17 protein-coding genes, 1 tRNA gene and 1 pseudogene are annotated in these 21,648 nt (G+C 54.7%); 12 read left to right on the plus strand and 7 right to left on the minus strand.

Annotation, left to right across the window (positions count from 1 at the left end; genetic code table 11):
• The first annotated feature begins 26 nt into the window (after positions 1-26).
• Genes G556_RS0104345 through G556_RS0104355 form a run of 3 tightly spaced genes read left to right on the plus strand, consistent with a single transcriptional unit; the run spans position 27 to position 3,038 of the window.
• Positions 27-824, plus strand: a complete 798-nt coding sequence (locus G556_RS0104345) for a lysophospholipid acyltransferase family protein (RefSeq protein ID WP_051176671.1) — start codon at positions 27-29, stop codon at positions 822-824.
• On the plus strand, positions 821-1,603 hold the full coding sequence (locus G556_RS0104350) for a lysophospholipid acyltransferase family protein (RefSeq protein ID WP_028821897.1): 783 nt from the start codon (positions 821-823) through the stop codon (positions 1,601-1,603). The genes G556_RS0104345 and G556_RS0104350 overlap by 4 nt, the downstream gene beginning before the upstream one ends.
• A gap of 31 nt (positions 1,604-1,634) precedes the next feature.
• Positions 1,635-3,038 carry a class II 3-deoxy-7-phosphoheptulonate synthase gene (locus tag G556_RS0104355; protein ID WP_233418182.1) on the plus strand — a complete coding sequence of 468 codons (1,404 nt, stop codon included), beginning with the start codon at positions 1,635-1,637 and terminating at the stop codon, positions 3,036-3,038.
• On the opposite strand, the gene pknB is transcribed toward G556_RS0104355, so the two are convergent.
• Entirely contained in the window at positions 3,039-5,003 is a 1,965-nt protein-coding gene (gene pknB / locus G556_RS0104360) for a Stk1 family PASTA domain-containing Ser/Thr kinase (RefSeq protein ID WP_028821899.1), read from the minus strand.
• Positions 5,004-5,122: 119 nt separating this feature from the next.
• Here pknB and G556_RS0104365 point away from each other — a divergent pair, with 119 nt between their 5' ends.
• The 3 genes from G556_RS0104365 (at position 5,123) to G556_RS0104375 (ending at position 8,539) form a co-directional block, all read left to right on the plus strand.
• Complete coding sequence (locus G556_RS0104365) at positions 5,123-5,734, plus strand: hypothetical protein (protein ID WP_155941741.1); 612 nt, start codon at positions 5,123-5,125, stop codon at positions 5,732-5,734.
• A 61-nt stretch (positions 5,735-5,795) separates the two neighbouring features.
• Entirely contained in the window at positions 5,796-6,947 is a 1,152-nt protein-coding gene (locus tag G556_RS0104370) for a CapA family protein (protein ID WP_081675513.1), read from the plus strand.
• 68 nt (positions 6,948-7,015) lie between these two features.
• On the plus strand, positions 7,016-8,539 hold the full coding sequence (locus G556_RS0104375; RefSeq protein ID WP_028821902.1) for a xylulokinase: 1,524 nt from the start codon (positions 7,016-7,018) through the stop codon (positions 8,537-8,539).
• Between the two features lie 93 nt (positions 8,540-8,632).
• On the opposite strand, the gene G556_RS0104380 is transcribed toward G556_RS0104375, so the two are convergent.
• The gene (locus G556_RS0104380) at positions 8,633-10,018 is read right to left on the minus strand and encodes a sn-glycerol-1-phosphate dehydrogenase (RefSeq protein ID WP_028821903.1); all 1,386 of its coding nucleotides are present in this window, start codon (positions 10,016-10,018) and stop codon (positions 8,633-8,635) included.
• 257 nt (positions 10,019-10,275) lie between these two features.
• On the opposite strand from G556_RS0104380, the gene G556_RS0104385 reads away from it, so the two are divergent.
• Positions 10,276-10,857 (plus strand): cadmium resistance transporter, encoded by a 582-nt coding sequence (locus G556_RS0104385; RefSeq protein WP_028821904.1) that lies wholly within the window; start codon positions 10,276-10,278, stop codon positions 10,855-10,857.
• A gap of 242 nt (positions 10,858-11,099) precedes the next feature.
• Here the strand turns inward: G556_RS0104385 and G556_RS0104390 are convergent, their stop codons facing one another.
• The gene (locus G556_RS0104390) at positions 11,100-11,966 is read right to left on the minus strand and encodes a hypothetical protein (RefSeq protein WP_028821905.1); all 867 of its coding nucleotides are present in this window, start codon (positions 11,964-11,966) and stop codon (positions 11,100-11,102) included.
• A gap of 1,198 nt (positions 11,967-13,164) precedes the next feature.
• Between G556_RS0104390 and hsdR the strand changes: the two are divergent.
• The 4 genes and pseudogenes from hsdR to G556_RS11400 all read left to right on the plus strand — a co-directional run bounded on the left by hsdR (position 13,165) and on the right by G556_RS11400 (position 18,190).
• Positions 13,165-15,189, plus strand: a pseudogene (hsdR, locus tag G556_RS11855) (EcoAI/FtnUII family type I restriction enzme subunit R).
• Between the two features lie 25 nt (positions 15,190-15,214).
• Positions 15,215-16,693 carry a class I SAM-dependent DNA methyltransferase gene (locus G556_RS0104400; protein ID WP_028821906.1) on the plus strand — a complete coding sequence of 493 codons (1,479 nt, stop codon included), beginning with the start codon at positions 15,215-15,217 and terminating at the stop codon, positions 16,691-16,693.
• Entirely contained in the window at positions 16,690-17,484 is a 795-nt protein-coding gene (locus G556_RS0104405) for a restriction endonuclease subunit S (protein ID WP_028821907.1), read from the plus strand. The genes G556_RS0104400 and G556_RS0104405 overlap by 4 nt, the downstream gene beginning before the upstream one ends.
• A 199-nt stretch (positions 17,485-17,683) precedes the next feature.
• Positions 17,684-18,190 (plus strand): restriction endonuclease subunit S domain-containing protein, encoded by a 507-nt coding sequence (locus G556_RS11400; RefSeq protein WP_155941742.1) that lies wholly within the window; start codon positions 17,684-17,686, stop codon positions 18,188-18,190.
• Between the two features lie 123 nt (positions 18,191-18,313).
• Here the strand turns inward: G556_RS11400 and G556_RS0104410 are convergent, their stop codons facing one another.
• From G556_RS0104410 to G556_RS0104425, 4 genes are all read right to left on the minus strand, one after another.
• Positions 18,314-18,637, minus strand: a complete 324-nt coding sequence (locus G556_RS0104410) for a hypothetical protein (RefSeq protein WP_028821908.1) — start codon at positions 18,635-18,637, stop codon at positions 18,314-18,316.
• A gap of 199 nt (positions 18,638-18,836) precedes the next feature.
• Positions 18,837-18,909, minus strand: a tRNA-Ala gene (locus tag G556_RS0104415).
• A 59-nt stretch (positions 18,910-18,968) separates the two neighbouring features.
• Entirely contained in the window at positions 18,969-19,715 is a 747-nt protein-coding gene (locus G556_RS0104420) for a hypothetical protein (RefSeq protein ID WP_028821909.1), read from the minus strand.
• A gap of 76 nt (positions 19,716-19,791) precedes the next feature.
• Positions 19,792-21,012, minus strand: a complete 1,221-nt coding sequence (locus G556_RS0104425; protein WP_028821910.1) for a MoeA family protein — start codon at positions 21,010-21,012, stop codon at positions 19,792-19,794.
• A gap of 17 nt (positions 21,013-21,029) precedes the next feature.
• Here G556_RS0104425 and G556_RS11040 point away from each other — a divergent pair, with 17 nt between their 5' ends.
• Entirely contained in the window at positions 21,030-21,626 is a 597-nt protein-coding gene (locus tag G556_RS11040; protein ID WP_162139752.1) for a 5-formyltetrahydrofolate cyclo-ligase, read from the plus strand.
• Positions 21,627-21,648: the final 22 nt, after the last annotated feature.

Below are 21,648 nucleotides of genomic sequence, written 5' to 3' on the forward strand. Positions count from 1 at the left end.
TCTGTGTCATTGCATAAACTAAAGGAATGGACACTGAGCGCGCCGAAAACAAACCCGATAACAACGCTAGCCGCGGTTACCAACCAGGCAACATCTGGTATCGCCTTTTCCGTAACCTCATCTTCACACCAATCGTAAAGTGGTTCTGGAAAGTTGAAGTTATCGGTGCCGAAAACATCCCGGCGAACGGCTGCGTGATCGCGGCCAATCACATCGACGCGGGCGATACCATCGCGCTGCCTGCTGCGCTGAAACCCGCAATGATCTTCCCCGCCAAGAAGGAATTGTTCGAGGGTAAAAACCTGGGCGGAAAGATCGTCGCATGGTTCCTCAAGCTCGTCGGGCAGGTGCCCATCGATCGATCCGGCGGAAAGGCATCCGTTAGCGGCCTGGAGGAAATCGAGCAGAAACTCTCCGCAGGCCACGCCATCGGTATCTTTCCGGAGGGCTCCAGGAGCACCGACGGGCGTCTCTACAAGGGCCACACCGGAGTTGCCCGAATGGCGCTCGAGGTGAACAAACCCGTCGTCCCGGTCGGGTTGATCAACACCAGGCTGCTGAAAAATAAACTCGGCCTGCCCACCATGGAGAACGCGAAAATCGTCATCGGCAAGCCGCTCGACTACAGCCGTTTCCACGATTTCCGAAACAACATAAAAGTTGGCCGATGGGTGACCAACGACATCATGGCCCACATCCAAGAGGTCACCGGTCAGGAGTACGTAGACGTCTACCTGAGCGCAGTGAAACGAGGAAAACTCAGCGGCGAGGCCCTAGAAAAGCACGTCAAAGATACCCCCAGCCTCGAGGAGCCTCAGCTATGAGTAACTTCTTCGAGCGCGTGAAACACAGCCTGAAAATAGGCTGGTCAAGGCTGCGGGCGACATTCCGTGCCGACGTCATTGGGCAAGAAAATCTTCCCGACGGCGCGTTCATATTGGCATGTAATTTTGTTCATTCCACCGATTCTCTGAGAATCGTCAATTCGCTCGGCCGAAGAGTAGTTTCGCTCTCCAGGCTTAACCCGACGAAGCGAGACACTCCCACGGCGCGTCAGGAACGCGCGCTAAGCACGTTATCCAAGGGAAAGGGCGTGCTAATCTTTCCTGAAGGCGCGCCGAGCCTCGACGGACGCCTGCACAGGGGCCGTCCCGAGGCAGTTGCTTTGGCTATCAAGGCCGACGTTCCGCTAATTCCTGCCGCCCTGGTTAGAGCGAAAGATCCCCAATCGGAATATGAGTTGAGGATTGGCGAGGCGGTCTCGCTGGATCGTTACCGCGACGCCGGAGCCGCCAGCGATAAGGTCGAGGGCTTCTGGTTGCGGGGAGCTTCTGATTTGCTGATGCTCAAAATTAGCGAGCTAAGCGGTCAGGAGTACAGCGACCTCTACCCGATGCAGGCCCGAGAGCTCAAAAAGCAACAGGTTGCAGCCAGCCAGCAGCGCGCCCAAAGCCAATGGGAGGATTACCAGCGCGAGCAGGAAAAGGCCAAGGAAGAGGCAGAGCGCGTCGAAGAAGCCGAGCGCGCCGAGCTGCTTGAGGCCGCGAAAGCCGCCAAGGAGTACGTGAAAAGGCTCGCGGCAGAGGAAAACAAGGGGCGTTAGGGGTCCGGCTGCCGGGCAAAAATAGTCTGGCTTGACGCTGTCGCTTATTCTTAATGGTGTGCGCAATATCCCGACCCTAGAAGAACTTCACGAGCTGCCCCAGATCCAGCAGCCGACCTATGAAGATCCAGCCAAAGCAGCCCAGGTCGTAGCCCAGCTACGCAGCCTGCCGCCGCTGGTTTTCGTGGCTGAATCCGATTCGCTGCGCGAACGTATCGCGCAGGCAGCTGTTGGTAAATCGTTCATTCTGATGGGTGGCGATTGTGCTGAGACTTTCGACGGCGTTACCGCAGACAACATCATGGCGAAGCTTCGCGTTTTGCTGTCGATGAGCGTCGTCATGACTTATGCGGCGCAGGTGCCGGTCGTCAAGATTGGTCGCATCGCAGGCCAGTACGCCAAACCGCGCTCCAAGAACACCGAGACCCGCGACGGCGTCACGCTGCCCGCCTACAGAGGAGACGCGGTCAACGGCTTCGAGTTCACGCCCGAGTCGCGTAGGCACGACCCGGAGCGCCTGATCGATTCCTACAACGCTTCCGCCGCCACTCTTAACCTGGTTCGCGCGTTCGTCTCTGGCGGTTTTGCTGATCTTCGTCAGATCCACGCCTGGAATTCGAGCTTCGTCAAGGACAGCCACGTCGAGAAGAAGTACGAGCAGATGGCGCTTGAGATCGACCACGCCGTGCGCTTCATGCGCGCTTGTGGCGTCGAGGATTCCACGATGTCCAAGGTGGATTTCTATTCGGCACACGAGGCTTTGTTGCTGGACTACGAGCACGCCCTGACCCGAATCGACTCTCGCACCGGCAGGCCTTACGTAACCAGCGGTCACATGGTTTGGATCGGCGAACGCAACCGTCAGCCAAATGGCGCCCAGGTGGAGCTGCTGCGGCACGTCTACAACCCGCTGGGCATCAAGCTCGGGCCGACGGCCACCGTGCAGGACGCTCTTGAGATAGCCGATCGACTAGACCCGGATCGGGTTCCCGGCCGGATCAGTTTCATCACCCGCATGGGCGCTGCGCAGGTGCGCGACAAACTACCCGCGATCATCGAGGGCGTCGAGGCCTCCGGACGTAAGGTGGCCTGGATCTGCGACCCGATGCATGGCAACACGATCGAAACCGCAAACGGCTTTAAGACCCGACGCTACGAGGACGTGGTTGAGGAGCTGAACGGTTTCTTCGACGTCCACAAGCAGTTGGGCACCTGGCCGGGCGGCGTGCACCTCGAGCAGACCGGAAAGGACGTCACCGAATGCATCGGCGGCGCCTTCCAGCTGAACGAAGATGATCTCGTCAACCGTTACGAGACCGCCTGCGACCCCCGGCTGAACCGTAACCAGAGCCTAGAGCTGGCTTTCATGGTGGCCACCAGGCTAAACGAGTTCAGGAATCTGGACGAGGAAAACGTTCCCGAGCGCAACATGTAGCTAGCGGGCGGTGATAACTACCTTGCTGCCCTCAGCCACTTTTTTACCAACCTTTGGGTCGGTCCAGAGAACCTTGCGGTTTCTGGTACCGAACGGGTACTTGACCTCGTCGACGGCCAGGCCCGCTTCCTCGAGCTTCTTGGTGGCCTCATCGACGCTCATGCCCTCGACATCGATCATTTCGATCTCTTTGGGGCCGTCGCTGACGGTTAGCTTCACGGTGTCGCCGACGAAGCCCTGAGTGGTCGCGACCGGCTCTTGGCTGATGACCTTATCCTTTGGCACGTCCTTGTCGTTGGCGCGCGTGGTCTCCACAAGCAGACCCAGGTCGGTCAGTTTCTTAGTTGCCTCTTCGAGCGTGTCCGAGGTGACGTTCGGTATCTCTACGGGTTTGCGTCCCTTGGAAACCTCGATGTCGACGGTCGTGTCCCGCTTTAGCGGCTCGCCTGCACCGAAGCTGGTAGAGACGATGGTTTTTTCCGCCGCCGTGTCGTGGTAAACCTCGCTGACCTTACCCAATCGCAGGTTGTTCGAAGAAAGGATGCTACGAGCCTCGTCCACCGTCTTCCCGATCAGATCGGGCATCGGGTAGCGTTCCTTGCCCTTAGAAATGCTCGCGTGAATCGTGCCTTGGCGTTTGACGCGCTCGCCTGGTGCGGGATCCGTTGATATGACGTGATCGGCAGGCACGTCCTCAGAGAAGTTCTCCGTGAACTCGACGCTCAATCCTAGCTCTTGCGCGGTCGCGCTTGCCGTCGCCCGGTCTAGGCCGATCAGTTCCGGTGTATCGATGTATCGGCCGGCAGCTAACCACCAGGTTCCGACGGAAACCAAAATCGCGAGAAGAACGAGTAGCGCTAGCGAAAACCTTCGCCTGCGTGCTGTCGTCTTTTTATGTGGCTGGGTGCGTACCTTAACCGGGGCAGCCACCGGAGCAGGCGCGGGTTGCACCGGCTCGGAAGGTTCGTCGTATGAATATTCCGCAACAGGCTCGCTTTGAGTAACCGGCGGCTCGTAGGTCATCTCCTGCTGCCCGCGATGGTCTGCGCCCGGGAACATGATCATGGTGAGGGCCTGGTCGTGTCGGATGCCTCGTTCCAGAGCACGCCTGGCTCGGCGGATTCTGGTTAGCAGCGCATGACCGTCTCGTGGCCGCAGCGTCGGATCCCGCCTGGTGCAGGCCAACACCAACGCGTCTATGTAGTCGGGGATCGGATGATGGCGGGCCGCATTCGGTTTCTTCTCCACGAGCCGCTGAGACGGGCGCGGCACCTCGCCGTTCACATGGGCGTATGCCACGGTGATCGGGCTGTCGCCGGTGAAGGGCTTCGTGCCGGTGAGCAACTCGAAAAGCACGATGCCGAAAGAGTAGACGTCAGAACGCGAATCTGCCTGGCCTCTCATTACTAGCTCAGGAGGCAGGTAGCTGACGGTTCCAATCAGCATGCCTTGTGTGGCCGTCGCGGTCTGGGTGCTGACGCTTCGTGCAAGGCCGAAGTCGGCGACTTTCACATCGCCGCGCTCGCTGATCAGCACGTTCTCAGGTTTCACGTCCCTGTGCACCAGCCCGTTGTCGTGCGCCGCAGCGAGTGCCGCGGCTACGGGTTCGAGAAGTTTCAGTGCTTTCAGCGGGCTGAACAGCGCCTCTTTAGCGATTAGGTTGCGAAGCGTGTAGCCCTCGATGAACTCCATCACGATGTATGGGCGTCCCTGCTCCACGCCTTGGTCGTAGATGGAAACGACGTTCGGGCAAGTGAGAGCCGCTGCGGACCTGGCTTCGCGGTCGAACCTGGCCTTGAAGTCGGAGTCGTCGCCCAGGCCCTCGTGCATCACCTTAACTGCGACGATTCGCTCCAGGCGGCGGTCCCAAGCGCGGTAGACGGTGGCCATTCCGCCTCGGGCAAGCCGCGCCAAAATTTCGTAGCGGCCATCAAGCACGTTGCCAGACATCTGATCAGTGCTCATGAAGGCTCCAAAGTTAGGGGAAGAATAACTACTAGCTTATAAGGTCAAGGTACCGATAATGCCACATGCCCCATGTGCTTTTGCTCGGTGTTTTCGCGACCCAAGCTAGAATTTATGCCATGACGGCTGTGATGGGTCTTTCAAGCAGGTTAAAAACTGCGAAGCTGATGGCGCTGGTGCCTGCACAGGAGCAACGCAAGCTGGCCACCCTTTGCGATGAGTTGGCCTCTGCTGGCGTTTCGGTGGTCCTTTTGACCGCCCCGGACGCCGAATCCGTGAAGACCGCAAAGTCATTTTCTGGATATGACGCGTTAGTCGGTGCTTTTGGCGACGAAGACCTAGCCGTTGATCTCAAGTGTGACGTCGTGGCCCACCAAAGATTTCCAGTCGAGAAGCCGCACGAATTCGCGTTCAGGGGAGCAGCATGTCCGAGCGAAGAAAGGCTAGCCGAGGCTATCGATAGCGACGATGTCGACTTCCTGATCGTCACCGGAGCCCTAGCTCTCGTCGCACAAAAGTTTGCGCCCGCCTCCGACGCATCTTCTAAGCCATGGTTCGCGATGACCGAGGGCGACGACGTCGACGAGCTGATCGAATCTGGGGCAAAGCGGTTGGCGCTTTTTGGGCCCGCTGTGCAGGCCAAGCAAGCGGAGAGAATCTGGAAAAAGATCTCTGCCGCATGGGGGCCAGAAATGCAGAGGTTACTTTTTACCCAGCTTGCGCAGGGTTAAAAATAGGTTTTTGCCAGAGGCAATCTGTAGGCTCATTTCCTGAAATCAAAAAGGGGAGATCATGCCTAAAGTAAAGGCCGTATTCGCTCTGGTAGCAGCACTTCTTCTTGCGGGCTGTCAGGCCAATTCGGGGGCGCCCGAACAGACGCCTTCCGCTTTGGAGTCGGTTATGGAGACGCCGACCCCCACACCTCAGCCAGTGAGCATCACGCTGAACGTTTCCGGGGATTTGCTTTGGCACGACAGCTACTTCGAGCCCGCTGCCCAAAACGCAGCGGCAAAGGGCGAAGAAGGCATGGATTTCTACCCTTTCCTGGAATCTGCAACTAACTATGTCTCTTCCGCAGACTGGGCGATCTGCCAGAACGAACTGCCGTATGCGGCACCGGAAGGCCCGTACAGCGGTTACCCCTCGTTTAAGACCCCGCCGGACGCAGCCAAGGCAGTGGCCAAGACAGGGTGGGACATGTGCTCCACCACCTCCAACCACACCATGGACGCCGGCTGGGACGGCTTAGTGCGCACCAAGGACGTTTTGGAGAGCGTAGGAGTGGTGCCTATGGGCACTTATCGAACTGAGGAAGAGGCAAACACTCCTCAGATCGTCGACGTCAAGGGCGTGAAGGTCGGTTTCGTTTCGCAGACCTATGGCCTTAACGGGATTCCCAAGGCCGAGGGTAAGGACTGGTCTGTGGATATCCTCGACGCGGATAAGGCGATCGCCGATGCCCGCAAGCTGAAGGTGGCAGGCGCTGACGTCGTTGTCGTCCACATGCACGCCGGTGACGAACACAACCACCAGCCCAACCAGCAGCAGATTGACTTCGTTCAGGCAGTTTCCGCTAGCCCGGACGTCGATTTCATCTACGGGCAGCACGCTCACGTTAGCCAGCCGATCGCCAAGGTAAACGGCAAGTGGGTTGTTTACGGCACTGGAAACGTCACGGGAATGATGCTGCGCTCTGGTTGGCCGGATGTCTACGAGGGCTATTTCGCACAGATCACACTGCAGGGTTTTCCTGGGGAAAAGTTCGAGGCGACCAAGATGGAGTGGGCTCCGCTGGCTATCACTTCTGACGGCAAGGTGAAACTGATCCCCGATGAGGTCAAGAAGGGTGCAGCTAACGCTGAAGAGCTGGAGGCTTCTGCGGCTAGGACCCGCGCGATCGTGACTTCCATGTCCGAAGAACTGGTGGAATACACGGGAGCCTAACTTTCGTGTTCGTCGAGGCGAGCCACTAAAATCAATTAGCGTTCCATTGATTTGAGCAAGGAGGCTCTATGAACGCAAATAGTCTCGTAATTGCGGTGGACTCGTCCACGACCAGCACAAAAGCGATCGTGGTGGATTCGGGCGGCATCGTCGTGGCTTCGGCGAAGGTCGAGTTCCCGATGTCGACCCCCAAGGTCGATTTTTACGAGCAAGATCCCAAAGACTGGTGGGCGAGCACCAACGAGGCAATCGGCAAGGCAGTTTCTGGGCTGTCGCAGAAAGATCGCGAGCGCATCGAATTCGTCTGCGCGACGATTCAGCGGCAGTCTTTCGCTCTTGTCGACAAAAACGCCGAGTCGCTTCGCCCAGGAATTCTGTGGCTGGACGGCCGCGCAGCGGATCAGGTTCACAAGTACGGCAGCGAGCGGGTGCACGAGATCTCCGGTTTCCAGCCGGACACCACGCCGTCTATCTACAAGATCGCTTGGCTGAAGGAGAACGAGCCCGAGAGCCTGCAGGCGGCCCACAAGATAGTCGGCGTTCACGGCTATCTCACATATGCAATGACGGGCGAATGGGTCGATTCGGTGGCTACCGCCGATTCGCTCGGGTTGCTGGATTCGGCAAAGCTGGAGTATTCCGACGAACTAATCGATCTGATCGGAATTCAGCGTAGCCAGCTGGCTGATCTAGTTCCCGCCGCCTCCGTGATAGCGCCGATAAAGAAGACCGTCCTTAGTGGTTGGGGGATCAAGCACCCTGTTCAGTTGGTCGCCTCTTGCGGTGACGGCCAGGCCGCCGCACTTGGGGCCGGCGCCATTGGAACCGACGAGGCCTATCTGAATATGGGTACCGCTTTGGTGGCGGGAGTTCACTCTCCGAACTACCTGACTGCCGACGTATATCGAACCGACGTCGCTGGCATTCCGGGTCAATACGTCCTGGAGATCGTGCAGAACTCGGGCGCTCACCTTGCCGGTTGGTTCCGTCAGGAATTGGGCGATCCCGCACTCGGGGGCAGGCCAGATCCGGCGTTAGACGCGGCTGCGTCGAAGGTTCCGGCCGGATGCGGTGGCTTGGTGACGATGCCGTATTGGAACGCGGTTCAGTCGCCGTATTGGGATCCGATCGCTCACGGCGCCATCGTCGGTTTGGCCGGAGCTTACGGGCGTGCCGAAATCTACCGATCGATACTTGAAGGTATCTCGCTGACCATGGCCTCGAACCTGCGTCAGCTGGAGGAGTCGACAGGTGTGCCGATCAAGTCCGTTCGCGTTATGGGCGGTGGGCAGCGCTCGACTTTGTGGCGCCAGATCATGACAGACTGCATCGGTGTGCCGCTCACAGCCTGCGAAACCGAGGAAGTCTCGGCGATGGGAGCTGCGGTGATCGCGATGTCCAACACGGACGCCTTCGATTCGGTCCAGGACGCTGCGAAGGCGATGGCCGCGCTCGGCGGCACTTCTGAGCCCAACCAGAAGACTCACGAGATTTATCGCGAGTTGGCGGAGATTCAAGATCAGGTCTATCCGGCATTGAAGGATGTCATGGTTAGGCAATATGAATTTTCGCAGAAGTATCCGTTGCGCTAGTATCTGGTGATTGCGCGACCAATAAGAGGGTGCCTGGAAAATTAATCCAGGCACCCTCTTTTATTCGCTAAGGTCTAGGCCTAGCTGTTTTGCTTACTGCTTTGCCGGGTTGATGAAGCCCTCGGTCGGAACCTCTGCCTCTGCCCAGTAGCCGCCCGGTGCGAACAGGCTCTCGACTACGTCGGAGTAGATGCCCAGGTCGTATAGCACATCCGTGATGTTGTAGCGGGCACGAATGGTCTGCGACTGGTAGTAGGTCAGCTTCATCTTTTCCATGTCGACGTCCAGCTGTGCCGGGTGGTAAGGAGCGCCACAGCGCTTCAGGATGTCGGCGATTTCCTTAGCCGGCATAACCTGCTTCTTGGACTCTTCGAGGATCCTCGACCAGTTGTCCTTGATCAGCTGAACACGCTCGGGCAGCTTGTCTGCCGGAACATACTTCTGCATGGACTGATCGACTGCTGCGTCGCGGATGGCCTTGATGGGCTGCAAGTCCTCGACGCGCTTCTTGTTATCTTCGGGGCTCAGCTGCTTGGCTGCGACCTCCTGCGGGTCGATCGCGTCGATGTCGATGCTTGCCAGAGCGTCGTAAAGTGCGCAAGAAGCGACGGTGCCGATGCCAACCTTCTGACCGTGCGATAGCGGGGGCTCCCAGTCGAGGCCGTGGCCCTCCATCTCCCACTGGTGGGAGAAGTTGTGGCCGGCACCCGATGCCGGACGCGAAGACTGCATGGACTGCATAGCCAGACCGGAGAGGATGAGCTCCTGAGCCAGGCCGTGCAGGGCATCAGGGTCGGAAGCCTTGATGCCCTCTGGGTCGCTGAGCGCCTCGCGCAGCGGGGGCTGGACTAGGTTCCAGGACTGCTCGTGGATTGCCTCGATGCCCAGAATGTCGGAGATAATCCAGTCGGCGCCTGCGGGGACCTTTTCGATCAGGTCGCCGACGCCGGTAGCGGTCAGCCTGTGTGGGGCGTGGGCCATGATGTCCAGGTCGCCGATCAGGCCTGCCGGAGCGGGGCAGTTGCGGGTGATCTTGAAGCCGTCGCGGGTGATCGACGCGCCGAACGCTGCGTAGCCGTCCATAGAGGCTGCGGTGCAGACGTTCATGTAAGGACGGCCGAGCTCGCCGTTTGCCAGCTTGACTAGGTCATTCAGCGTGCCGCCACCGATGGAGACGCAGCGAACATCCATGTCCTTGACGTGGTCGCGCACGCGCTCAACGTTCTCGTAGCCGGCGTACAGTGTCGGGGTGCCGGGGAAGATGAAAGGCTCGACGAGCTCGACGCCCGCCTCTTCCAGAGATGCCTTGACCTGTTCGCCTGCAACCTCCCAAGTGTTTCCGTCTGCGATGATGATGCCTTTGGCGTCGCCGAAAAGCTCCTTGAAGATCCTGCCGGTCTCCTTGATGACGCCACGGCCGAAAGCGATTGCTTTGGTGTCGGTGGATGTCTTGAGAGCTTCTTGGATCAGATCTGCCATCTTTCCTCCATTTGTTTTATGTTCGAACTGTCTTTGTTCGGATAGATTCTTTAGCGAATCGTCTTGTAACAATCCTCGCACTTTCTAGCGCGAAAGTTTAGCGATCACAGTTAGTTCATAGAGCTTGCACAGCCGGCCCTAGAAAATTCTCAGTCGCGGGGAACTCTAATAATAATGTGTTGACTCTGCTCGACTAGTGTTGAGATTCGTGACGATTAGGTTTTCGAGCTGAGGCAAATACGAGGAAAGGGAATGAATTGCTAACTTTGCTCCAGGCTGTTGTCCTGTTTGCGACTACGAATATTGATCACCTCGTGATTCTGAGCATGTGGTTCGCCCGTGGCCACGGCCGTCCCGGCACGACCCGCAGAATCTTGGCGGGGCAGTACCTGGGCTTCGGCGCGATAATAATTCTGACTTTGGCTCTCGCGGCTGGCATTAATCTCGTTCTTCCCGTGGAGGCGCTTCGTTGGCTAGGCCTGATCCCGCTGATCATCGGCTTGAAGGCTGCATGGCAAGCATGGAAGTCCAGGGGCGAGGATGAAGATGACGACGAATTGATCCAAGGAAAGCTGACCAGTGTTTTATCTGTTGCGGCGGTGACCTTCGCGAATTCTGGTGACGAAGCCGCCGTCTATCTGCCCGTATTCTCGGTCTCCCAGCCTTGGCAGCTAGCGGTCTATGTAGTTGTCTTTTTGCTTTTAGCCGCCGTGGTCGTTTTCCTTGCCAAATACATAACATCGCGAAAGGCCATTGCCGAGTACCTAGAAAAGTGGGAAAGCATCCTGTTCCCAGTCGTGATGATAGTTCTCGGCCTGATGATCTTGATCTTGGCCTGATGGCTAATCACAAAATTAGATCTTCAAACTTAGACCGCAGTAACTGTGTGAATCTTAGAGCGCAAAGACTAACTATTTAACTTTACTTGTCTGGGCTGTGATAAGCTCAATGACAGGAAATCGGAGTGTAGGCTCTGCTGGTTCGTGACCAGGGATTTCCACAGAATAGGGGAGACTCAGGTTCGAGTCCTGGCCCATGCATTAAGTTTGGCGTAGCTCAATAGGAAAGAGCCCCCTATTTTTTATTTCCAGGCAGCGATGGTCCAAAATCCTAACTTTCTGGCTGCTTGCTCGATATCTCCCTCTGTGATTCCTGCGAGACTGTAATACTGTCTCGCGAAACCGATTGCAGATCTCCTCCACCCAGAAGAATTTCGTATTTTCGTTGTTGACTTATGGAAGTCACTAATCGCTAATCGCGCCCATTCTGTAGTATCCAGCCGGTTAGCCAGTGCACGATTAATCTCACGGCCCAACCGCTTAGTTACTGCAAGTGACGTAAAAACATTTTCTGCTGTCAAGGCCAGTCGGCCTTTGCTATCGATCGTAGCTTCCGGTAAAGCGTTGCGGTTAAGTTTTGACCAGCCATGGCGAGCATCATCGCCCATGCGAGATATAGCTTCATTGAGCCTGCTGTCGGAAAGTTCGCCAGAGTGGATTATAGAATTTCGTATCTCTCGGATCACGTGAAATGTCTCTAACCACTCGACCGGTTTCAAATAGCCACAAGTCTCGAAAAGCACTTCATGCATGTTCCAAGCCTTGACTTGTCTGCCATGTGTTATCGGCCTTACACCTTCACTCTCTAAGAGATGAAGCATTTTTATGACAAAATCCTCGTGCGTCGCCAACGCGTAAGGAATCGTGACAGAGGCGATGTATTGATCAGCATCATTAAGAAGGTCGCGAGCTGAGTCACTTCTCAAATTGAAGCGCTTAATGTGTTCGACTGTAGGAAAAACCTCAGCCAAAGTCGAGTTTGAGCCCGATGTCAGAGACAGCGTGTGCGCTGCTAGTTTCGAACCGGCTAGCAGCGCCATCATCGCATTGTTTACTCTGACTCTATTCTCAATGTAATCTCGATATTCGCGGAACATTATTTCGCCCATAAAATAAATGGTTATCATGTTCTTCGGCGTTCACCAAGGGGTTCTGCGTATGGAGATTCGAGGATCGAGGCGATCCAGGATCTCCTTTTTCTGAGCAATGTTATGCACAGGCGGGCAATAGTGAGGTTGTCTACTGTTCCATTGTTATTTGCAATCATGGGGATTGGCCAGAATACTTAAAACTTCCCGCCTGTTCCAAACGCTTATTTAGGACTAATAGAGGGATCTTAATTTTTCCGCTCAGCGCTTATTTATTGGACATTTTTTATCAATATAAAAAGAAACAAGGTATTCACCGTCGACAGCATAAGGCTGTATTTATTCGTACATTCTTGTCCGTTTTATTTAAAGAGATTTCTTGAAGAAAGTAACTAACCATAGACAACCACTTAACTGTTATCCACAGGCTCTATTCCGAATCATGGATTTAAAAGTTGGGCGGGCTGCTGTTTCCGCGATTCCTCATGGGGCAAAAGCACTTAATAAAAAATGACCAGGTCAGATGACCTGGTCATTGCTATCTGGTTATCTAGTTGCTGAAGATGATACGGGTACGTGTTGGCTCTCTGGGCACGTTGTGTCTGTTTCTGCTGGTTATGGCGGCTTTTGATTTCGTTGCAGTGTTGCTCGGCGATCTCCACGGGTCATTAACTGGCCGTGGACTGTCTGTTGTGCTCGCGCGTGTCCGCTTTGGGAACTGGGATGAGTGTGCTTGCTCGGGTTACGCGTAAAGGTTGTTTCATTTGCGCTTATGGAGCGTGCTCGTCCTAGGAGAGTATCGCGTTAGATAAGATGGAGGTGTGCGGCGTGCGCGTTGGGCGCTTGAGCGTGGAGGTGTGTGATGGCGCGTCTTACTGAGGAAGATGTGAAGCAGCGCCTTATTACTCCTGCGATTGTTGATGGTGCGGGTTGGGCTCGTGAACAGTTGTTTATGGAGGCGTTCACTGACGGCCAGATTATTGTGCAGGGCAGGTCTACTCGTCGCGGTAAGCGCGGTAAAGCTGATTATGTTTTGAAAACTTCCATAGGTAAGGCCTTAGCCGTTGTTGAGGCTAAGGATGCGTCTCACTCGGTGGGTGCTGGTTTGCAGCAGGCGATGGGGTATGCGGTGAAGCTAGACGCCCCGTTTGCGTATTCGTCTAACGGTTACGGGTTTGTGGAGCATGACTTTCTCACCGGTGCAGAGCGGGAAATAACAATGGATGAGTTCCCGACTGAAATTCAGCTTTGGCACCGTTATGTGGGAGCTAAGCGGCTCGATTCGCATGCTCAGCAGGTTGTGTGTGAGCCGTATTATTTTGATGCTTTCTCAGGTAAAGCTCCGCGTTATTATCAGCAGGTTGCTGTTGATCGGACGGTGGAGCGGGTAGCGCAAGGCGATAAGCGCTTGCTGCTGGTGATGGCTACTGGCACAGGGAAGACTTTCACGGCGTTTCAGATTATTTGGCGCTTACTGGAAGCGGGCGCTGTGAAACGGGTGTTGTATTTAGCGGATCGTAATGTGTTGTTGGATCAGACGATTTCGCGTGATTTTGCTCCGTTTGGTAATCGTGTGGTGAAGGTTGCTCACCGCAGCCTGGATTCTTCGCGTGAAGTGTATTTGAGTTTGTATCACCAGCTTGCCGGGGATGAGGGGTAGGAGCCTTTCCGTCAGTTTAAGCCTGAGTTTTTTGATTTGGTGGTGGTTGATGAGTGTCACCGGGGTTCTGCTAGGGATGAGTCTAGGTGGCGTAGGGTGCTGGATTATTTTTCCGGCGCTATTCATCTTGGGATGACGGCTACCCCGAAGGAGACTAAAGAGGTCTCGAATATTACGTATTTTGGTGACCCGATTTATACGTATTCGCTTCGTGAGGGTATTGAGGACGGGTTCCTTGCCCCGTATAAGGTGCTTCGAGTTGGTATCGATATTGATCTTGAGGGCTGGCGGCCCTATGAGGGTCAGCGTGATGTGGATGGTCAGCTGGTAGAGGATAGAGAATATAACGTTAAAGATTATGACCGGGATTTGGTGATTGATGACCGTACTCGGCTGGTCGCTAAGTATGTGGCGGCGTGGTTGAAGAAGAACGGTCAAGACTCGAAAACTATTGTGTTTTGTGTTGATATCGACCATGCGGAGAGGATGCGTCAGGCATTAGCGAATGAGTGTCTTGAGCAGGTGGTGGAAGATTATCGCTATGTGATGCGTATCACCGGTGATGACGCTGAGGGTAAGGCTCAGTTGGATAATTTCGCTGACCCAAGCGAGAAGTATCCCACGATTGTGACGACCTCGAAGTTGTTGACGACCGGGGTTGATGTGCGAACTTGCAAATTGATTGTGTTGGAATCGAATATTCAGTCGATGACCGAGTTTAAGCAGATTATTGGTCGGGGAACCAGGCTTGCGCCTGAGTATGGCAAAGAGTTCTTCACGATCATGGATTTCCGGGGTTCTACCCGTCTGTTCGCTGATCCTGATTTCGATGGGGAACCTGCCGTTATCAATACCGTCACGGCAAAGCCCGGCGATGAGCCGATCATTCCAGACGATGATGAAAATACCGATGGACCACAAGATGGTGGCGATGAGCCACCGGCAGTAAGCATCCCTGTAGGTACTACCTGTGGCGGTAGTGGCAAGCCCGTCCAGCCACCTGGGCCGAGACGCAAGGTTCGGGTATGCGGTGTGGAGGTGGCGTTGCTTAATGAGCGGGTGCAGTTCATTGATCCACAAACCGGCAAGTTGGTTAATGAGTCGGTTACTGATTTTTCTCGTAAAAGCCTGCTTGGCCAGTATGCGACGTTGGAGGATTTTCTGCACGGCTGGTTATCGGCTGACCGTAAGGCAGCGTTGGCTGAGGAACTGAAAGATAGCGGGGTGTTTTTGGATGCACTGCGGGAAGAGGCAGGCGCTATTGGGGCCGAGTTGGACGATTTTGATTTGATCTTGCATGTGGCCTACGACAAGCCACCGCTTACTCGCGGCGAGCGAGTGAAGAATGTGCAAAAGAGAGGCTACCTGCATCGCTATTCTGGCGAATGCGTGAAAGTACTGCAGGCTCTGCTCGACAAGTACGCCACGATAGGAATCAGCCAGGTTGAAGATATTCGGGTGCTAGCTAATGACCCGTTTATTCATCTTGGCTCACCTGCGAAAATCATTAGCTTGTTTGGTGGGAAAACGAGCTATCAACAGGCCGTCCAAGAACTCATCAACCAGTTGTATGCAACGTCCTAACTAGCCGGGGAGAACACGAAAACACATGGGTCTTAATTCATTCATCTCTACTTCGCGTAACATAATGCGCGGGGATGCGGGTATTAATGGTGACGCGCAACGTATCGAGCAGCTCACTTGGATGCTGTTTTTGAAGGTTTATGACGCGAAAGAACAAGACTGGGCCGCGCTAGAAGATAACTACACCTCAATTATCCCCGCTCATCTGCAGTGGGGAGCGTGGGCTGTTGACCACAAAGACGGGCAGGCGTTGACTAGTGACAAGCTACTTGATTTTGTCAACAACGAGCTATTCCCAACGCTTAAAACCCTGCCCATCACGCCTAAAACCCCTATCCGTAAGGCGATTGTTCGGTCGGTGTTTGATGATGCTAACCAGTACATGAAAGATGGGGTGCTTATCCGCCAACTGGTCAACCTGGTTGATTCCATTAACTTCGATGACTACAACGAGAGTCACTCGTTCGGTGAGATTTATGAGACCCTGCTCAAAGACCTGCAAAGCGCAGGCAGCAGTGGCGAGTTCTACACCCCGCGGGCTGTCACCGATTTCATGGTTAAAGCCACCAACCCCACGCTGGATGACACTATCGCTGATTTCGCGGCAGGCACAGGCGGGTTCCTCACTTCAAGCCTCAAACACCTAGAAACCCAGATCAAAACCGTTGCGGATCGGCAGCGCTACAACGAGATTGTGTTTGGTATTGAGAAGAAACCAATGCCGTATCTGCTGGGGCTTACTAATCTGCTTTTGCATGATGTGTCCTCACCGAATTTCTATCACGGTAATTCGCTGACCAGGAATGTGCGCGAATATAAAGACCACGAGAAGTTCTCGCTGATCCTTATGAATCCGCCATACGGGGGAACCGAACAGAAAACTATTCAAACGAACTTTCCTGCCGCGCTGCGTTCCTCAGAAACCGCTGACTTGTTCATCGCGCTCATCATGTACCGGCTGAAAGCTGGTGGGCGGGCCGCCGTCGTGCTTCCAGACGGGCTCCTGTTTGGCAGTGACCGGGCTAAAACCGAGATCAAAAAGAAACTCTTAAACGAGTTCAATCTCCACACCATCATCCGGCTACCCGGATCGGTGTTTTCCCCATACACCTCGATTGCTACGAACCTTTTATTCTTCGATAATACCAAGGCGACTGAGAAAACCTGGTTCTACCGGGTAGACCTACCTGAAGGCTACAAAGCATTCAGCAAAACCCGGCCCATGCAACTCGCTCATTTCGACGAGTGCTGGCAGTGGTGGAACAACCGCACCGAAATCAAAGACATCAACGGTGAAACCTACAAGGCACGTGCCTTCAGCGCACAAGGACTAGCCGATTTGGGCTACAACCTTGACCAATGCGGCTACCCACAAGAAACCGAAGAAATCCTCACCCCTGAAGAAACCATCACCCGCTATAAAAAACGCCGCGCCGAACTAGACAAGGCTATAGATGAGCAAATCGCACTCATAGAACAAATCCTGGCCGAGGCAAAAGCATGATCGCAGAAAAACTCCGCCAAGCTGTGCTCCAAGCTGCTGTAAGCGGCCAGCTCACCGATCAACGCGAAGAAGACGGCACCGCAGCAGAATTACTCGAAAAAATCGCTACCGAACGTAACGCCTTAGTCAAGGCGGGCAAACTCAAAAAACAGAAGCCCCTGCCAGTCATTGCTGATTCAGAGAAGCGATTTGGTATACCAAACACTTGGTCTTGGGCACGGTTGTCAGATCTATTCGGGCTGATACGTGGAATTACGTTCCCAAGCTCGGAGAAATCTTCGATTTTTCTTCCTGGGTCAGAACGTTGCCTGACTACTGGGTCGGTTCAGCGGGAATACTCGGAGCTGGCAGATGTTTTTGTGGGCTCAAAATATTTAAAACGCGATGATCTTCTGCTCAGGCAGGGCGACATAGTCATATCTACCGCTAATTCTAGAGCTCTAGTGGGGAAATCAATATTTTGGAATGAAGAAGAACGGGCAACCTTCGGTGGATTCTTAACAGTAGCTAGAGCATATTCGCCGCTCGTGTTTTCTCTTAGATTTGGCCATTATGTTATACGCCAGCTCTTTATTTCTGGGGTATTTACAAACAATGCAACTCAAACAACCAATATTGCGAATTTGAGCAATAAGGTGCTGAGCCTAATCACAGTTCCGGTACCTCCACGTGCCGAACAAGATCGAATAGTAGCTAAACTCGATCAGGCCATGCCGCTCATTGATCGTCTTGCTGAACTCGAGAGAGAGAGAGAGAGAAGATCTAGACCGCAAGCTCGTCATGGAGTTTGAGAGTATCTTGCCGTCGTTTATCATCAATCAACCCGGCACTCATGAATTATCTGGTGAGTATGCGTGGGATGACGGGAGCATTGAGCGCAGTAGAGGTTCTATTTCGCGTCGGATGCAGCGGTTGCGACGAGTAGCAGTGGATTCTGAATCAGCGTGGAGTAGATCGCCCTGGCCGTTGGTACCCTTAGGGTCGTTGTGCGTGCATATAGCTTCTGGCAGTACTCCCAAGGGTGGCAAAGCGGTCTACCAAGATAAGGGTGTTATCTTTCTCCGCTCTCAGAATGTTCACAATGATGGCCTGCGACTTGAAGGCGTTGCGAGGATCTCACCGGCTTTGCATGAAGGTAAAAAGAATAGCCACGTACGTCCACTTGATGTACTGCTTAATATTACGGGAGCTTCAATTGGGCGTTCTGCGGTTGTACCGCAAGATTTTGAGTCGGCTAACATTAATCAGCACATATTGATTTTGCGTCTTGAAGATAGCCGTCTATCAGAATATCTACACCAGATTTTAATTGCTCACCCCACCTATCAAGACATTATGCGTCTTCAGAGTGGTTCGACGAAGGAAGGCCTGAGCGGAGAGAAAGCCGCTACTTTAGCTATTCCGATGCCGCCAGAATCTCGAAGGCGCAAATTGGTAGATTTGCTCGAGACTCTAGCTAGAAGTCTTTTGGCTTTGCGATCTTTTGTCTCTAATTAGTGGTCGGCCAGTCCCGATGCGACAGAAATCCATGAGGTTGATCAACTCATCGAAAGCGCACAACTCCCGATTAAGTTTGACTACGTTTCAAATTTTCATGTGTCTTGTAGCTGCAAGCGAAGTTTATCTTTGCCTAAGTGTACTCCGCACGACCTTGGCGCGAGAGTCTGGGAAAGGCAAAGGTGTCCAGTTCGGGAAGTATCCATCTTTTGATATGGAAATGCAGTCGTTTGAAAGCAAAATTTCAGCGAGTTCTTCGATAGAGTCGCAAAGTTTCTTCTTGTTATGGTCGTATAAAACATCATTCATGTCGAAGTACCAGCCACTGTTTTCGGCGTATGCTCTTGCTGCTTCTGTTATCGAACATTTATGCAGACCCGGGCTGGTAATTTTAGGCCCCTGAACAGGAAACAAGTCATCGTCTTCTTCGACGTTTTCAAAGCTCATCTAAGAATCTCCTCCTGCGGCGCTACCTAAAAAAGCCAGGTTTAGTGTGTCGGTTTTAATGGTCAGCCTGCTAATTTTGTTAACGTTTGCTGCTTAAAAAGCTTTAATGCATTTCCTTAACGCGGTGAGCCCCTCAGACTCGAGTCCCCTGCGTTAATTTGAGTGGGGCGAAATGTTTTGTTTCTGCGACCTACTCGGGTGGAGCTAGGGGGATTCGAACCCCCGGCCTTCTCATTGCGAACGAGACGCGCTACCAACTGCGCCATAGCCCCTCGACAGATGTTCAGATTAGCACCGCTTGCGGGCTAGCTCAAAACCTTCGTCTTAAGTGTTATTCACCAACGGCGCGAGGCAGGTCGTTGTCGAGAATTTCGGTTTCTTCGTCGTCGAAGATGGTCTTGACGTCCGGGTGTGCGGAAGTGACCGGCTTCTGCTCAACCATGGGTGCCGACAGGTCGACTGTGCGTACGGAACGGGGTAGCAGAGGTTTGCTGACGTACGTCGTCGGGGTGACGGGAATAGGCGCGAGCAGAGAATCCAGCGTCTCCTCAAGGCGGATTCGAATGGAGCGCTCACCGGAATCGCGGCCACGATTCAATTCGGACTCTTCGATGACGACGGTGGGCTCGTCACCAATGAGCTCGCAGCGCGCTAGGATGCGCTTGGAAACCCTGTCCATTGCGCATACAGAGTAGCGAGACAGTGTCAGCCATGCGATCAGAACCAGGGCACCACCGAGCGTGATCCAATGCGAAAACGAAGTGAAAAACGGCAGCACGATCGTCGCGATGAAGATCAGCGTGTTGCCGATCAGGCCAACCCTGCGTCGCCTCGCAGCAACCTGCTTGCCGCGTCTAATCTCGTACTTCACTGCCCTGCGAATCAGCGGTGTGGAAACCTGGTATTCGCTTTCGGAGTCTCCGGATGAACAGTCTCGAACTAGTTGAACCGATGCGTTGAAATTCGACATCGAGTCGTCGTCTAACTTCACCCAACCTCGATCGCGGCGAGTTCCCCTCGGCACCAGATACGCAGCCCACAAAATCGCAATCGCTGCGAAGATCAACCCCGTAATCATACGGATGAATCTAGGGCAAAAATTTACTAATTCTGGGAGCCCTTACGGAGTGTCAGCCAAACAGCCTGAGAATTTATTAAATTCGCTCCTCTGCGAGCCTAATGAACCCCACAGGATCGCCTTCGTTGACGCTCGTGACGTGATCAGGCAGGCAGATCAACCCGTCGCAGCTCGCGATGTCAAGAAGTAGTCCATTCTCGGCGGATGCGAGAGCAACCGCTTTGCCGTCGATGATTTTGGCGGTCAGGAACTGAGTCATTCCGGCTGGCGATTCCAGCCTTTCGGCAGAAGGGTATTCCTCGGATGCTGGAACGAAAGTTTCCAGCCCCATCAGCTTGGCTACCACCGCACGAACGAGGGTTAGATAAGTGACGTATGCATCGGTCGGGTTGCTTGGCAGTAAGAACATCGGGATAGCGTCTTCGCCGATTAGTCCGAAGGCCGCCTTGCCGCCGGGGGACACGGCGATATCGGCGACGTCGACCAGACCCATGGAGTCGACGACCTGGACCATCTGGGAAGTAGCCAGTCCGGCTGCTGACACAATCAAGTCGGCGCGGATCAGCTGGTCGCTGACCATGTCGCGCAGCTGTTCGTCGGTGCCAGCCGGAATATCTACTCGCCAGACCTGCGCTCCATCGGCCTTCAAAGCTGCGGCGATCAGGTGGGAGTTGACCTCGCTGACCGCCCGTTCGCTGACCGAAGTCGCGGCGGAATCCACCACATCCAGCACAACGACGCGCGGCCTGGGCCTAGCCAGAACGCGGTCGAAGCCTGCGCCTGCTAGCAGCCCGCTTAATCGCGCATTCAAGACGGTTCCGTTCTTGATCAGCAATTCGCCCTTACGAACCCCGGACCCTGAGACGCGAACGTTTAAGCCGGCGTTGACCTGCTTGGTAACGTCCACGATGCAGTTGGCGTCGGCATGCGTCACTACGGCGTCAGTTCCGGACGGCATTTCCTGGCCGACGGTGACGGGCACTCCGCGCACCCTAGAGCCCGGAAGCGCGAAGGACGACGAAATGGCGTATCCGTTGGAGTCGGCCACGTCCGTCGGCGGCAGGTCCGCGCTGGCGTGAATGTCTTCGCAAATTGGCATTCCCCACGCGTCGAGGAGATACATCCCGAATGCGGGCAGGGGCTCGATCAGGCTGAGCAGGTACTGCCGCTGATCGTCCAGGCTGCGTCGCCCGAACTCATTCGCCTCGGGAGGCTGCGGAAGGCTGGGACGCAGTTCCTGTGCCTCCTCGGAAGAGGTGTTCTGCTCGATTTTCTTTGAGCGTCGGAAAAATGCCATGGCACTACGATAGGCGAATGAGCAAGATTTGTGCTGCCAAGCGCGCCGAGGCGCGTGCACTATATCGCGATAGGCGCTCAGCTATATCAGATGAGACGCGAAAGAGATTCGACGAAGCCCGTCGCCAAAACCTGGAAAAGATTATTGGCTATGCGCAAAAAGTGGCGATATACCTGTCCACTCCGCCCGAGCCGGACACCATAGGCTTTGTTCGGTCTTGGCCAAGGCCTTTATACGTGCCAGTCTTGAGAACTTTTCCGAAGACCAAATCCCCGGATTGGGTACTGCTGGACCCCGGTCGATTCGACGAACTCACAAGACCTGGGTGGCAGGGGATACCAGAACCGACTCTGGAGCCGCTTGCAGACGAAATCTCACCGGACGTGATCGTGGTCTCGGCGCTGGCAGCTGACAAGGACGGCAACCGCCTCGGCACGGGTGGCGGCTGGTTCGACCGTGCGTTGTCCCGTCTTCCCCAAAGCTGTCTTCGGGTCTGTCTGCTCTACGCTGATGAGATTGTGGACGAGGTTGAAGCGCTGCCGCACGACAATTCCGTTGACGTCCTAGTTACGGAAAGCGGCTGCGAATGGTCTACAGTTAGCAGTCGTATTTAAAGAGTGCCAAACAGGAAGTGAA

Source organism: Propionimicrobium lymphophilum DSM 4903 (assembly GCF_000423485.1).
In the GTDB taxonomy this organism is placed as follows: Bacteria; Actinomycetota; Actinomycetes; order Propionibacteriales; family Propionibacteriaceae; genus Propionimicrobium; species Propionimicrobium lymphophilum.